The organism is Actinoplanes sp. NPDC021490, from assembly GCF_055562135.1.
In genome coordinates, this window is record NZ_JBVHFW010000027.1 from 70830 (window position 1) to 82821 (window position 11992).

Sequence of the window (11992 nt, forward strand, 5' to 3'; positions counted from 1 at the left end):
TAGCCGACTACGCCCGCTGGCGGTCGCACGTACCGAGAGTTTTACTGATTCAAAGTGATAAGAGAGCATTTGTGGGACAATGGCTGCGGCCGCGTCCAACTGAGGGATGCGAGATCGGTCCGTGGAGGCACCGCCATGACACTCGACGTCGCTCTCTCCCGCCGCGCTCTGCTCACCGCAGCCGGGCTCACCGCCGGTGCCGGTGCCGGTCTGCTGAGTTCCGCTCCGGCGCAGGCGAAGGCTGATGCGGTCACCGCCTATCACGGCGTTTCCGGCGCGACGCACCAGCAGCGTTTCGACAGCCTGAGTCAGCAGGGCTACCGGATGATCTCGATCAGCGTGTACGGCAATCGGTCCGACCCGCTCTACGCCGCGGTCTGGGGTCGGCGCGGTGGACCGGCCTGGGCGGCGGTCCACGGCCTCAGCGCCGCCGACTACCAGGCGAGGTTCAACGAACTCTCCGCGGCCGGATACGTCGCGGTGCGGGTCAGTGCCACCGGCAGCCGGGCCAACCCGGTGTTCGCGGCCGTCTTCGAGAAGCGGCCGCCGGGCACGTACCAGGCCCGGCACGGCCTGGTCGACGGCGCCTCCACCACCCCCGGGACCCTGGCCAACCTGATGACCTGGGCCCGCCGGAACAGGTGTATCCCCAGCTCACTGGCCATCTACGGCGGGCCGGGCGACCGTGCCTATGCCGCCACCTGCGTACCTAACCCCGATCGCATCGTGTGGCGAGCGCAGGCGATGGGTACGTCCGGCGAATATCAGAGCTGGTTCGACCAATACACGCCGCAGGGGATGCGGCCCACGATGGTTGACGCGTCCGACGATCTGCAGTACGCGGCGATCTTCACCAACGACCACATTGGTCCCTGGGTTGCCCGGCACAATCTGACGCCGGCGCAGTACCAGGCCGAGTTCGATGCGCAGGCCGCGCTGGGCCGCTACCCGATCTCGGTGCAGGGCGGCGGGCTCGGCGCCGGCATCCGCTACGCGGCCGTGTTCGCCGGAGTCTGATCAGCTGACGGCACCGGACGCCACGACCCGGGACTGAGTGCGGCGAAGGGCAGCGGCCGCCGCGACCGGAAGCCGGAAGAGCGCGGCGTACAGGCTGGCGGCGCCGTCCCGGCTTTGGTGGGCAGATCAGTCAGGGCAGCACTGTCACCGCCTCTCCGGGAGTGCTGTGCAGCTGCCAGAGGCGGTCGGCCACTGTCGTCGGCTCGTGCTCGAGTCCGTGGCCGACCGCTCCGATGATCACCAGCTGGGCGATCCGAATGCCCAGTGGAGTGAGTGCTCCATGCAGGAGCCGCACATACGTTGTCTCGGCGGCATTTGCCAGCGCGCTGGTGGCCCGTTCAGGGCTGGGGTGCACCGCCGCGCCGCCAGTGGTGTAGAGCAGCGTCCCGCGTTGTCGTGCCCGCATCTCGGGCAGGACCGCCTGGGTAGCGGCGACAGCTCCGGTGACGCCCAGAGCGAGCGCGCGAGCTACGTCATCCGCGCTGGTGTCCGTCACGGGCTTGATGGTGCTCACGTCCGGCCGAGGCACGTAGGCCATTACGCCGATCGGCCCGAGTCGATCGGTGAGAAGGCGTATCGCCGACCGCAGGGCTTGTTCCTGCTGGACGTCGGCGACGGCGTAAGCGGCTTCGGCGCCCTCGGCTCGCAGATGCCGGACATGCTCGACGAGCCGGACCTCGGTGCGGGCGACAAGCCCGACTCGGTGGCCTTCCCGAGCGAAACGGACAGCCGTGGCCAGGCCGATCCCCGGACCGGCCCCGATGACGATCACCGTTTCGCGCCGCGGCGGGGAGTCGGTCATACCGCTTGCTCCGCCAGCGGGCGCCACTCGTCCCAGGTGGCGAGCCTTTCGCGGTAGAGCTTCCCGGCGACGGCGTACGGGTACGGGCCGAGGAACAGCCGCAGGGGCGGACGTTCCGCATCGACCAGTTGCAGGATGACCGGGGCGGTCACCGCGGGGTCGGCCGGCGTGCGCCCCGACGCTCCGGCCCGGCGTGCCTCGCGTACCGGCTCGTAGGCCTTGATCGGGTCGGTGTGCACGGCAGACCCGCCGGACCAATCCGTGCCGTACGGGCCGGGCTCGATGATCGTCACCCGGGGCCCGAACGGGGCCAGCTCGGCGGCGAGTGCCTCGCTGAGCCCTTCGAGCGCCCACTTCGACGCGTTGTAGAGACCGAGGGTCGGGAAGGCGCCGATGCCGCCGATGCTGGAAACCTGCAGGAGGTGACCGTGGGCCTGGGCACGCAGCAAAGGCAGAACCGCCTGGGTCACCCACAGCGCGCCGAAGAAGTTCGTCTCCATCTGCGCGCGGGCCTGTTCCTCGGTGGTCTCCTCGACCATGCCGAACAGTCCGTATCCGGCGTTGTTGACCACGACGTCCAGGTGGCCGAACGTGTCGATGGCCTGGGACACCGCCGCGAAGACGGCCGGGCGGTCGGTGACGTCCAAGGGCAGAGCAAGGAACCGGTCGCCATGCGCCTGGGTCAGGTCTTCGAGCGTGCGCGGGTCTCGTGCGGTCCCGGCGACCCGATCTCCGCGGTCGAGCGCCGCTCGCGCCCAGACCCGTCCGAAGCCGCGGGACGCACCGGTGATGAACCATGTCTTCATGACTCGACCGTCCGCCATCGGATGACCGGTAACCAGACCCCTGGCAGGGGTAGCCTCGATCAGGTGCACGGCGACAACGAGTTCGGTCATTTCCTCAGGGCGCGGCGCGGGCGGATCCCGCCGCAGCGGGTGGGACTGACGCCGGCCGGGCGCAGGCGTGTGCCGGGGCTGCGCCGGGAGGAACTCGCCCGCATCGCCGGAGTGAGCTCGCGCTACCTGACCCGGCTTGAGCAGGGCCAGGACCGTAACCCTTCGCCACAGGTGTTGCGCGCGCTGGCCACCGCGCTCCGGTTGAATGACGACGAAACGGCGCACCTGTACGCGCTGGCCGCGCCGCCACCACAGGTCACCGGGCACGACGAGGTATCCGACGCCGTGCAGCAACTGCTCGACGCGTGGACCAACGTCCCGGCGTACGTCCGCAACCGGCGCTTCGACGTGCTGGCGGCCAACAAGAGCGCCATGGCGCTGTCCACGCTCTACACGCCCGGCGAAAACCTGGTCCGCGGCATGTTCCTCGATCCGGCCGTGCGCACACTGTTCCCCGACTGGACTGAGGTTGCCGCGCAGACCGCTGCCGCCCTGCGTGCTGAGGGCGTCCCGCACGATCCCCGTACGGCGGAGCTCATCTCGTCGATGCTGGGCGACAGCGACTTTCGCGCCATGTGGTCGGCTCACGACGTCCGGCCGGTGCGCGACGCGATCAAGCGATTCGACCACCCGATCGTCGGGCCGCTGACACTACGGCGCGAGGCGCTGTCGATCGCGGGTAGCAGAGACCGAGTGATCATCACCTACCAGGCCGAACCGGGCACACCATCCGCGGACGCGCTGACCCGTTTGCGCTGAGGCCGGCGCTTGCGGATAGCAGATTTCAACGGAGGAAAGTGCTCGCGCGACGCGTCATTGTCCTAGTTGGAGACTTACGGGTTTTCCCCGATTTCCTCGGCGCGGCGTCGTTCCTAGGCTTCGGCAATGAGACCGACGGCTCTCCTCGCGCCCCTTTTCCTGCTGGCGTACGGCATCGCGCGCTGGATCGACGGCTGGGACGGCGACCGGCACAATGGGCCGGCGTGGGACGTCGGTCACGTCGCCTTCTTCATCGGCATGACCCTGTTCGGCATCCTGGCGGTGCAGCTGCGCGGAGTGGTTCCGGCGCGGCGCCGCGGGGTCGCCACGGCGGCGGCCGTGGCCGCGGTTCTCGGCGTGGCCTCCTTCCTCTGGGTAATCGTGGGCGACCTGTACGGCGACTTCCCGCCGCTGGCCGAATGGCTCGAGACGACCGGGCCGGTGCTGTTCGGGCTGGGCCTGCTGACCCTGCTGGGCCTGCTCGCGGCGGCCGGGCGGGTGCCGCTGTGGAGCCCGGTGCTGTTCTTGGCCGGCTATGTGTCGATCAGCGTACGGCTGGACCTGCTGCCGTACGCGGCGGCGATGATCCTGGTGGCTTGCCTGCCGCTGGCTCTGCCATCCCGAGAGCCGGCCCCAGTCTGAGCGGTGCGCTGGGCGCGACATGCGCGACAGCGCGTACTCAGACCCCGGCCATCGCCAGGTTGCGGGTGGTCACCGAGTCACGCCAGCAGCGGATCCCGGCGTACGCCTCGACGTCCACCGGCTTCCGCTCGCGGCGCAGGTGCAGCACCGTGCAGACGATCCCGGAAGCGATGATGCCGATCGAGGCGGACATCCAGACGGCCGTCTGCCCAGTGGCCATCCCGTAGCAGAACCAGGACGCGCCGGACAGGAACGCCATCCGCCAGCGCAGCGGGGACAGACCGGACAGGTCCTGCGTGCGGTCGCGCAGCAGGGACAGCGGCTGCGGGATTGCCGACAGCAGCGAGATGCCGGCCAGCACCATGCCGAGCAGCGGCGCCACCGTGGCGCCGGAGACGCCCGGGAGGGCCGCCGCGGCGATGGCGATCAGTGCGAGGGTGACCACACCCGCGGCGCTGCCCGCGCTGGTCTTCAGCTGCCGGCCGGACCGGATCGCCGGCCGGGTGAGCACCAGCGCGGTCAGGATCGCCAGCCCGGCCGTGCCGGTCACCACGTTCGTCATGACCTGGAGCCGCTCGCCGCTCAGCAGGCCGTAGGCGATCCACCCGAGCGGCATGGCCACACCCAGCGCGGTGGCGGTCGGCGAGAGACCGTTCGTACGGCGCTGCACGCAGGACTTGTAGACCTGGGGCCAGGACAGGGACATGGAGAGCGCGGCGCCGAGGCAGCCGAGGGCGTGGATAAGCATGATCCGTTTCCGGTCGGGTTCAGGGAATCGCGCCGTGCGGATCGAAGTGATCCGCGGGCGCCCCAGTCCCATCGCCCGCCCCCGGGGCGTGCTGACGGAGTTCGGGCCTATGCCACCGAGCTGCAACCGTCGCGTTCGCGTTTGCCCTGGATACCTGCGGTGATGGCCCCACGCAGAGGTGACATGACGTTCACACGTTCATCCTAGGATGCTCTGCAGGAGGTGGCCGGAACGGCATTCCTGACCACGGCGCCGAAGCCCAAGCAAACTTCCGCTGCCAGGGTGTTGCGGGCCGCGAGGCCGACGCGGTGCCCGCGTACCGCCGGTGACGACAGAGCATGAGCTCATCCTTGGCCGGAGGTGACTATCTTCGATGTCGGAAGAGCTCGCAGCGCGGGATGGGGGAGCCAAGTGGCGAAGGGACCTTTCTACTACCTCCGCCGGCCGAGAAGCCACCGGCGGGGAGCAGAGTCTTACGCGGACAGAGCCGCTCAATATGCCATCGACTTTTCCAGTACCAACGTGTTCGAGCGGTTCGTGGCTCCGCGGATGCCGGGTGACTTCAACGTTTCTGTGGTGAGTTCCGACCCGGACCTCGACGGGCTCACGCGCAAAGGCACGTTGATCGCGTCTCAGTTGGTTCTCACCCATGATGAATCGACGCCGGCGCACAGGGTGGATCGTCACATCCTGGGGACCAGGCGGCATACCGACGATCTCGTTTACTACGTCCAGTGCCCCGACATGGTCCGTCTCGGACGATGGCTCTCGGACGTGGTGCCACTGCTCGACTCCGGCGCCATCACTTACATGCCGCGTGTCCAGCGGAAGTATGAGTTCGGCCCGCCGGAGCTGACGCCTATCGACCGCAAGCTGGGCTGGGAGCTTTTGCTGGCCAACGGTCGGCTCACGCAGGCGGTGGACTCGGTCGGACTGGGTGGCAGGACGATGATCCGGCTGCTGGACGTCGATATCCCGGTACTCGAAAATGTGGATCTGCGTGATCTCGCCTCGATCCTCACCGAGGAGGTGGACGCCCATGCAATCTTCCGAGGTTTCCTGCGCCGCAGGCTTATCGAGCTCGATGCGATAGAAGACCCTCGTGACCTGGAGAGAAAGTCCGTTGTTCTCGGCATCGACCTGCACGACGGGCTGCGCGAGGTCACTGCAGAGCTCAAGCAGATTGCCCGGCGCAACGCGGTGCAGGTCACCGGGGCCACTCTGGCGTTCGCGTCGGCGAGTCTCGTGGCGGTCAGCGGGCCGTCTCTCGCGCCGGTGGCCGCTCTCCTCGGGGCCGGCGGCGGCGCGGTCACGCTGGCCGGCGCGGTCAACGGTTTCGGAGGCGATCTGGCCAAGGCGAAGTCGAGGCCGTTCTACTTCTTGTGGCTGCTGCAGCGGCAGTCCCGGAAGGCTTGATGCATGTGGCACCGCAGGAGCATTGCGATGCGGTGAGTGGTGTCACGAACAGAGGCGGCTTCCTCGCCGCCGGCACCGGCATGGTCGGCCAGGTATGCACGCCGCATGGGACCGGGGGTTAACCCCCGAGAAGCCAGGAAGCGATCCGGGGGTCTGCACGATTCTGCCGTAAGGCTCTGACCAGCAGAATTAGTCCTGTCAGCAAGACAACGGGAAACCGAACAGACAGGACAGAGACCATGACCATGTGGCAGAGCACCTACTCGTACGACGACAGCCAGACCTTCGCATACGGCTACCAGAGCAGCGGTTCCTCCGGCTTCCAGGGCCAGTGCGAGAACGGCGCTCCTCAGATGGACGGCGCTCCTCAGATGGACGCCGCTCCTGAGCAGAACGATTTCCCGCAGCAGGACGCGCAGCCGGGCGGCTTCCCGTCCGACGACTTCCAGCCGGAGGGCTTCAACTACGGGGGGCAGTACCAGACCCAGGAGTTCACTTACTACCACTCCGAGCACCACGTCGACTCGTCCGCGTTCCAAGCCTGAGCTGAGGGCCCGATGACCGTCACCGTCGACCATGATGAGCTACGGGAATTGAACCGGCTGGTCCGGCTGGGCGCGCAGGCAAACGGGCGGCCGGACCTGCTCGCCCGGTTGTCGGCCGGGCCGTTCACCGCCGACCAGGTCATCCGGTCCTTGCAGTCGCTGCAGGTCGATCTTCGTAACCGGCGTGCCGGGATGTGCGATCCGGGCCGCGGCGCCCGGATCGCCGCCGAGGCCCGGCACGCCGAAACCCGGCTTCGCCGGTTCCGTGAACTCAGTGCGCGCTGGCCTCGCCTGCTCAGTGAGGCGGTGGGCACGGCCGATTCCGATCTGGGGTACGCGATCCAGCGCCGCGTACGGTGCCTGATCGACGAGGGCACCGCGCTGATCGAGTCCCGCGTCCCGCGCGACGAGTTCGACCGATGGCTGCAGGGCCGGCTCGCCGCCGAGGTGACCGAAGGCGATCGGGCCTTGCGGGCGGCGGCCACGATGATCACCGGTCGGATGAGCGCCACGCTCGGCCTGAGCGCCGTGATCGCGCCGATGCCCGAGGTTTTCGGGGCGCCGGCCGTGGTCGCCGCGCCCTGGCCCGCCCCGGCCGGCCGGCAGCCGCTGGCATCCCGGCTGACCAGCATTCTGATGCCCGCCTACAGCGGAATCGCCATGTCCTCGGTGCTGCTCAAGGATCACGTGCCGGGAGGGTTGCTGGCCCCGGCCGCGATCACCGGGGCGATCGCCCTGGGCGGCGCCGCGCTCGCCGGTGACCGCTGGCGTCAGGCCGACCGGGAACGGGCGGAAGCGCTCACCCGGTTGCGCTCGACCGCCGACGCGTTGCGGCTGGTGCTGGCCAAACAGGCCCGTGACGGTGTGCGCGCCATCGAGCAGCGGGTCCACGCTGCGGTGGACGCGGCGGTCACCGAGCACACCGGGCGGCTCGCGGCGGTTGCCGGCGCGTCCCAGCGGGAGGCGCAGGCGCAGTCGACGGGCCAGGCCCTCAGGGACATCGACTCGGATCTGGCGTCGATCCATGATCTGCTGGTGCGGGCTTCGCGGCTGGCGGCGACACGGTGAGCAGCAGGTGCTCACAGGATCGCACCACCGTCGCGGCGATCCGCCGGACGTTGTGGGTGGTGCCCGGGTGCGAGGCCCGTGCCCGCCACTGGGTCAGCGCCTGTTGCCCGGCCTGCATGATCTGCGCCGGGCCGGCGTCCGGCTCGAGCCCGAGCCGGTGGCAGTTGTCCGCCGCGCCGTCGCCCAGCAGTCGCGCGGCTGCCTCGACGTCCTCCGGGCTCAGATCGCCCGGCTCCGAGCGCAACTCGTCGATCGTGGTCACCTCGGCGACCTCCCGGCTGTCGGCCCGGATGCGGTCCAGCCGGTGCCGCAGGTGCGGTGCTAAGGTCGCGGGCGGATCGTCGCGGACCAGCTCGTCGAGTGCCTGCAGGGCCGACCACGCCGCCAGGACGGTGTCGCGCCGTGTTCCCGGCTGATCGAGACCGGCCCGGATCCGGCGGATGCGTTCGACCGCCTCGGCGTCACCGTAGACCGTCGCGGCCTGCTGGATCGCGGCCCGAACGGCGCCGGCCAGCGACACGTCATCGGCCGGCGCGTCACCCAGCGCGACCCAGCCGTCGACACAGGTGCCCTCGCCGGGCGCGGACCGGACCGTCACCAGCCCGCCGACGGCCGTCACCCGGGCCATCACGTTGCGCATGCCACGGCCGGGTGACCCGATGTCCGCGGTCGTGTCGAAGCCCGGCCCGTCGTCATGGATCCCGAAGCTCAGCCGGTCCGCGGTAGAGGTCAGGCTGACGCGGATCGTCGCGCCGGGTGCGTGCTTGCGGGCATTGTTGACCGCCTCCAGGCAACAGAACCAGACCGCTGACTCCAGGTCGGCGGCGAATCTGCGGCCGTCGTCCATTCCGGTGACGACCACGGGCACCTCCGGCCCCAGTTCCACGCGCAGCGCGGCGGCCAGGCCCTGCTGGGCCAGCAGCGGGGAGGTCATGCCGGTGACCGTACGGGCCAGGATGGTCTCGGCCTCGTCGATGCGCCCGCAGATCCGGTCGAGCGCGGTGACGGCCTCGGCCAGGCGCCCGGCGCCGGCCTGATGCTCGGCCAGGCCGAGGGCGAGCCGGAGCGAGACCAGGTGATGCTGCGCCCCGTCGTGCAGGTCGCGCTCGATGCGGCGGCGTTCGGCGTCCATCTCGGCCACCAGCCGCCGCCGGGATCCGGCGATGTCGGCGGCGTGGGCCCGTACCGCCCGCAGCTGCCTTTCCAGTTCGATGCCCAGCCGGTTCGCGGCGAGCACGGCGCCCAGCCCGTCGGCGATGTCCTGGACGAGCCGGCGCCGGTGACCGTCCGGGCCTTCGGCCGCGCTGGCCCGGTCCACAGTGATTGACCCGAGCCGCTCGTCGCCCTGCACGATCGGCAAAGTGATCACCGCGTCGGCCGGCTCGGGGCCGGGCCAGCAGAAGGTGCGGTCGGGGAGCCCGGTGCGGTGCACGGTCAACCGGCACAGCCGCGCGCCCAGGGAACGCCCGACCATCTCGGGAACCTGGGACAGGTCGGTGCCGGACAAGGCGCCCAGACCGGCCAGCACGGTGTACGGGGTGGGGCGGCGCCCGTGCAGGATGCGCTCGGCGTAACGCTCAGCCCGTACGAGAGCAGGGTTCAGAAGCAGCGCCACGGCCGCTGCCGCGAGCGGCGCCGGGACCATCGTGTGCAGCAGGAGGAACAGTGCGCCGCCCAGCAGCGCGACCGGGATGACGCTGAGCAGGCGGAACATGGGTGTCACAGGGACGGCTCGGCGTCGAGTCGATCGGGCAGCCAGGCGAGCAGGCGCAGTCCCGGCTGCTTGTCCTCGCATTCCAGGCCGCCGCCGAGCGCGGCCAGCCGTTCGGCGTCGTGGGCCAGTGCGGCCCTGATGTCGTCCGCGGTGGCCGGCGGTGCCGGATCCTCGATGAGGGCCCGGATCCGGTTGTCCAGGGTGGTCAGGCCGACCTGGATGGTGGCGCCGGGTTCAGCCGCCAGGATGTCCAACGCGGCCGCCACAATCTGGTAGATCGCCGATTCGATCTCCCAGCCGGCTCGGGCGCTGAGGTTGCTGGTGAGGTGCACGCCGCGGCGCAGGTCGGCGGCCAGCTCCTCGATAGCCGCTTCCGGCCCCTGACCGCGCAGGACCGCCGGGTAGACGCCGCGGGCGAACACCCGGAACCGGTCGAGCAGGTCGTCGACCTCGGCGCGGGCGTACGCCAACTGAGGTCCTCGCGGGTCGGCCCGGGCCGCCGTCACGTGTTCGCGCAGCGCGGCCAGGCGTCCGGAGGTGGCCCGGGCCAGCTCCGTCAGCAGCCGGCGCCGTTCCACCTCGCGCGCCTGCACCAGCCGCTGCCGGGAGGCGGCCAGTTCCTGCGCGAGGTGCCCGGCGCGGCGGACCCGGTCGGCGAGTTCGGCGTTGAGGGCCACCGTGCGCAGCAGCAGCGCCGCCCCGCCGGCGATGTCGCGCATCAGCTCCCGATCGCCGGGGGTGACCGGCAGATCCGGCTTCTCGATGGTCAGTACGGCCCGCAGTTCGGCGCCGTCGAGCACCGGCACGACGTGGCCGATGCCGGGCCGGGTGAGCAGCACGGCCAGGTTGTCCACGGTTTCGGCGCCGGTCTGCAGCCGGGCGCCGGCGGCCAGCCAGATCGCGGCGCGGCGTGCGCCGGTGCCGTCGGCCAGGACGCGTTCGAGCTCGGGCAGCGCTTCCTGGATCGACTCCGACCGCAGGTGCCGGGTCGCGTCGGCCAGCGCGGTGTACGGGGTGACCGCCCGCCGCCCGGTGAACCGTTCCAAGAGTCCGTCGGTGCCGCGGCGCAGCCAGGGCAGCAGCGCGGCGAGCACCGCGCAGACCACGAACGGCAGCGCCAGGGCGCGTCCGGCAAAGGTAAGTGGCAGGAACGCGGCGCCGGCCAGCAGGATCGCTCTAGGCGACATCCGGCTGTGACCTCAGATAGGTCAGCACGGCCAGCACCCGGCGGTGGTGTTCGGCGGCGTCGGCCGGCAGTCCTAATTTGGCGAAGATGTTCGCGATGTGTTTCTCGACGGCTTTGGGCATCACCACCAGTTGCGCGGCGATGCCGGTGTTGGAGCGGCCCTCGGCCATGAGCCGCAGCACCTGTTGTTCGCGTGCCGACAGTCCGGCCACCACGTCGCGGCGCTGGCTGCTGGGCCGTTCGACCAGACGTTGGGCCAGCACGGGCTCGATTACGATCTCGCCGTCGCGGATCCTGGTCAGCGTGTCACTGAGGACCTCGACGCTGCCGACCTTTTCCTTGAGCCGGTACCCGATCGCCTCGGTGCCGATCCGCAGCACCCGCATCAGATAGTGCGTCTCGGCGTAGTGAGACAGAAACAGCAGGCCGAGCGTCGGGTGGGCGGCCCGCAACGTTTCGGCGGTGGCCAGGCCGCCGTCGGGTTCGGGCGGCATCCGGATGTCGAGAATGGCGACGTCGGCCGGCTCGCTCGCGAGCAGGCGCACCAGCGAGTCACCGTCGGCGGTGCAGCCGACGATCTCATGCCCGGCCGCCTCCAGGAGCATCACCAGGCCGTCGCGGAACAACGCGCCGTCCTCGGCCAGCGCTACCCGCACGGAATCCGGACCCTGATCGTGGCCAACGCGGCACCTCCGACGATCTCAACCGCTCCGCCCAGCCATTGGATGCGGTCACGCACGGCTACGACCTGGTCAGTATCGACACCGGCCAGGTGCAGGACCAGTCCCTGGTCATCCCGGCGGACGGTGATGTCCACCGTTCGAGTGGCGTCGCCCGCACCCTCGAGAACCTCACACAAGGTGTAGTAGGCGACGCCCTCGACCGCGGCCTCGAACCGGTCACCGCCGACATCGAGCCGCACCGGCGTGGGCAGGCCGGCAGTGAGTTCCCGCAGGGCCGGGCCGAGCCCCTGTTTGCGCAGCAACGGCGGATAGATCTGGTCGGCGATCACGCGCAGTTCCTGCAGGGCGAGGTGCAGTTCATGCTGCAGGCCGGCGATGTCGGGCTGCAGGCTCGCGGCCTTCTCCCCGAGCAGGCCCAGCCGCAGGGTCAGGGCCGCGATCCGCAGGGCCGGACCGTCGTGCAGCTGCCGTTCCAGATCGAGGCGCCGGTTCCAGTACTCGTCCGGCGTCATGGTC

At 70.2% G+C, this 11992-nt stretch carries 13 protein-coding genes; 6 read left to right on the plus strand and 7 right to left on the minus strand.

Annotated features, from left to right (window positions below; translation table 11 throughout):
* Window positions 1-135 precede the first annotated feature (135 nt).
* A complete protein-coding gene (locus tag ACZ3I4_RS45700) occupies window positions 136-1017 on the plus strand; it encodes a hypothetical protein (protein WP_465388435.1) in 882 nt (293 codons plus the stop codon).
* A gap of 130 nt (window positions 1018-1147) precedes the next feature.
* On the opposite strand, the gene ACZ3I4_RS45705 is transcribed toward ACZ3I4_RS45700, so the two are convergent.
* Both ACZ3I4_RS45705 and ACZ3I4_RS45710 read right to left on the minus strand, forming a co-directional pair.
* Window positions 1148-1819, minus strand: coding sequence for an SDR family NAD(P)-dependent oxidoreductase (locus ACZ3I4_RS45705; RefSeq protein WP_465388436.1), 672 nt, complete (start codon window positions 1817-1819; stop codon window positions 1148-1150).
* Window positions 1816-2625: an SDR family NAD(P)-dependent oxidoreductase gene (locus ACZ3I4_RS45710; RefSeq protein WP_465388437.1), complete on the minus strand. Its 810-nt coding sequence runs from the start codon at window positions 2623-2625 to the stop codon at window positions 1816-1818. Before ACZ3I4_RS45710 ends, ACZ3I4_RS45705 begins: the two co-directional genes overlap by 4 nt.
* Window positions 2626-2688: 63 nt before the next feature.
* Between ACZ3I4_RS45710 and ACZ3I4_RS45715 the strand changes: the two genes are divergently transcribed.
* Together ACZ3I4_RS45715 and ACZ3I4_RS45720 are read left to right on the plus strand one after the other, a co-directional pair.
* Window positions 2689-3474 (plus strand): helix-turn-helix transcriptional regulator, encoded by a 786-nt coding sequence (locus ACZ3I4_RS45715; protein ID WP_465388438.1) that lies wholly within the window; start codon window positions 2689-2691, stop codon window positions 3472-3474.
* 126 nt (window positions 3475-3600) lie between these two features.
* Complete coding sequence (locus tag ACZ3I4_RS45720) at window positions 3601-4116, plus strand: hypothetical protein (protein ID WP_465388439.1); 516 nt, start codon at window positions 3601-3603, stop codon at window positions 4114-4116.
* A 37-nt stretch (window positions 4117-4153) separates the two neighbouring features.
* Here ACZ3I4_RS45720 and ACZ3I4_RS45725 read toward each other — a convergent pair whose 3' ends face one another.
* Entirely contained in the window at window positions 4154-4864 is a 711-nt protein-coding gene (locus ACZ3I4_RS45725) for a SemiSWEET transporter (protein WP_465388440.1), read from the minus strand.
* A gap of 522 nt (window positions 4865-5386) precedes the next feature.
* On the opposite strand from ACZ3I4_RS45725, the gene ACZ3I4_RS45730 reads away from it, so the two are divergent.
* From ACZ3I4_RS45730 to ACZ3I4_RS45740, 3 genes are all read left to right on the plus strand, one after another.
* The gene (locus ACZ3I4_RS45730) at window positions 5387-6280 is read left to right on the plus strand and encodes a hypothetical protein (protein WP_465388441.1); all 894 of its coding nucleotides are present in this window, start codon (window positions 5387-5389) and stop codon (window positions 6278-6280) included.
* A 239-nt stretch (window positions 6281-6519) separates the two neighbouring features.
* Complete coding sequence (locus ACZ3I4_RS45735; RefSeq protein WP_465388442.1) at window positions 6520-6825, plus strand: hypothetical protein; 306 nt, start codon at window positions 6520-6522, stop codon at window positions 6823-6825.
* A 12-nt stretch (window positions 6826-6837) separates the two neighbouring features.
* Window positions 6838-7893, plus strand: coding sequence for a hypothetical protein (locus ACZ3I4_RS45740; RefSeq protein ID WP_465388443.1), 1056 nt, complete (start codon window positions 6838-6840; stop codon window positions 7891-7893).
* Here the strand turns inward: ACZ3I4_RS45740 and ACZ3I4_RS45745 are convergent.
* From ACZ3I4_RS45745 to ACZ3I4_RS45760, 4 genes are read right to left on the minus strand one after another with little or no spacing between them, the layout of a single operon-like run.
* Window positions 7817-9607 carry a sensor histidine kinase gene (locus ACZ3I4_RS45745; protein ID WP_465388444.1) on the minus strand — a complete coding sequence of 597 codons (1791 nt, stop codon included), beginning with the start codon at window positions 9605-9607 and terminating at the stop codon, window positions 7817-7819. The two genes, ACZ3I4_RS45740 and ACZ3I4_RS45745, sit on opposite strands and share 77 nt — an antisense overlap.
* 5 nt (window positions 9608-9612) lie before the next feature.
* Window positions 9613-10794, minus strand: a complete 1182-nt coding sequence (locus tag ACZ3I4_RS45750; RefSeq protein ID WP_465388445.1) for a sensor histidine kinase — start codon at window positions 10792-10794, stop codon at window positions 9613-9615.
* Complete coding sequence (locus ACZ3I4_RS45755; protein WP_465388446.1) at window positions 10784-11449, minus strand: LuxR C-terminal-related transcriptional regulator; 666 nt, start codon at window positions 11447-11449, stop codon at window positions 10784-10786. The genes ACZ3I4_RS45750 and ACZ3I4_RS45755 overlap by 11 nt, the downstream gene beginning before the upstream one ends.
* Window positions 11440-11988 (minus strand): sensor histidine kinase, encoded by a 549-nt coding sequence (locus tag ACZ3I4_RS45760; RefSeq protein ID WP_465388447.1) that lies wholly within the window; start codon window positions 11986-11988, stop codon window positions 11440-11442. Before ACZ3I4_RS45760 ends, ACZ3I4_RS45755 begins: the two co-directional genes overlap by 10 nt.
* Window positions 11989-11992: the final 4 nt, after the last annotated feature.

Bases quoted from the DNA above. Each gene is read 5' to 3' on its own strand.
- ACZ3I4_RS45700 (WP_465388435.1), top strand. From the start codon at position 136: ATGACACTCGACGTCGCTCTCTCCCGCCGCGCTCTGCTCACCGCAGCC.
- ACZ3I4_RS45705 (WP_465388436.1), bottom strand. From the start codon at position 1,819: ATGACCGACTCCCCGCCGCGGCGCGAAACGGTGATCGTCATCGGGGCC.
- ACZ3I4_RS45710 (WP_465388437.1), bottom strand. From the start codon at position 2,625: ATGAAGACATGGTTCATCACCGGTGCGTCCCGCGGCTTCGGACGGGTC.
- ACZ3I4_RS45720 (WP_465388439.1), top strand. From the start codon at position 3,601: ATGAGACCGACGGCTCTCCTCGCGCCCCTTTTCCTGCTGGCGTACGGC.
- ACZ3I4_RS45725 (WP_465388440.1), bottom strand. From the start codon at position 4,864: ATGCTTATCCACGCCCTCGGCTGCCTCGGCGCCGCGCTCTCCATGTCC.
- ACZ3I4_RS45735 (WP_465388442.1), top strand. From the start codon at position 6,520: ATGACCATGTGGCAGAGCACCTACTCGTACGACGACAGCCAGACCTTC.
- ACZ3I4_RS45740 (WP_465388443.1), top strand. From the start codon at position 6,838: ATGACCGTCACCGTCGACCATGATGAGCTACGGGAATTGAACCGGCTG.
- ACZ3I4_RS45745 (WP_465388444.1), bottom strand. From the start codon at position 9,607: ATGTTCCGCCTGCTCAGCGTCATCCCGGTCGCGCTGCTGGGCGGCGCA.
- ACZ3I4_RS45750 (WP_465388445.1), bottom strand. From the start codon at position 10,794: ATGTCGCCTAGAGCGATCCTGCTGGCCGGCGCCGCGTTCCTGCCACTT.
- ACZ3I4_RS45760 (WP_465388447.1), bottom strand. From the start codon at position 11,988: ATGACGCCGGACGAGTACTGGAACCGGCGCCTCGATCTGGAACGGCAG.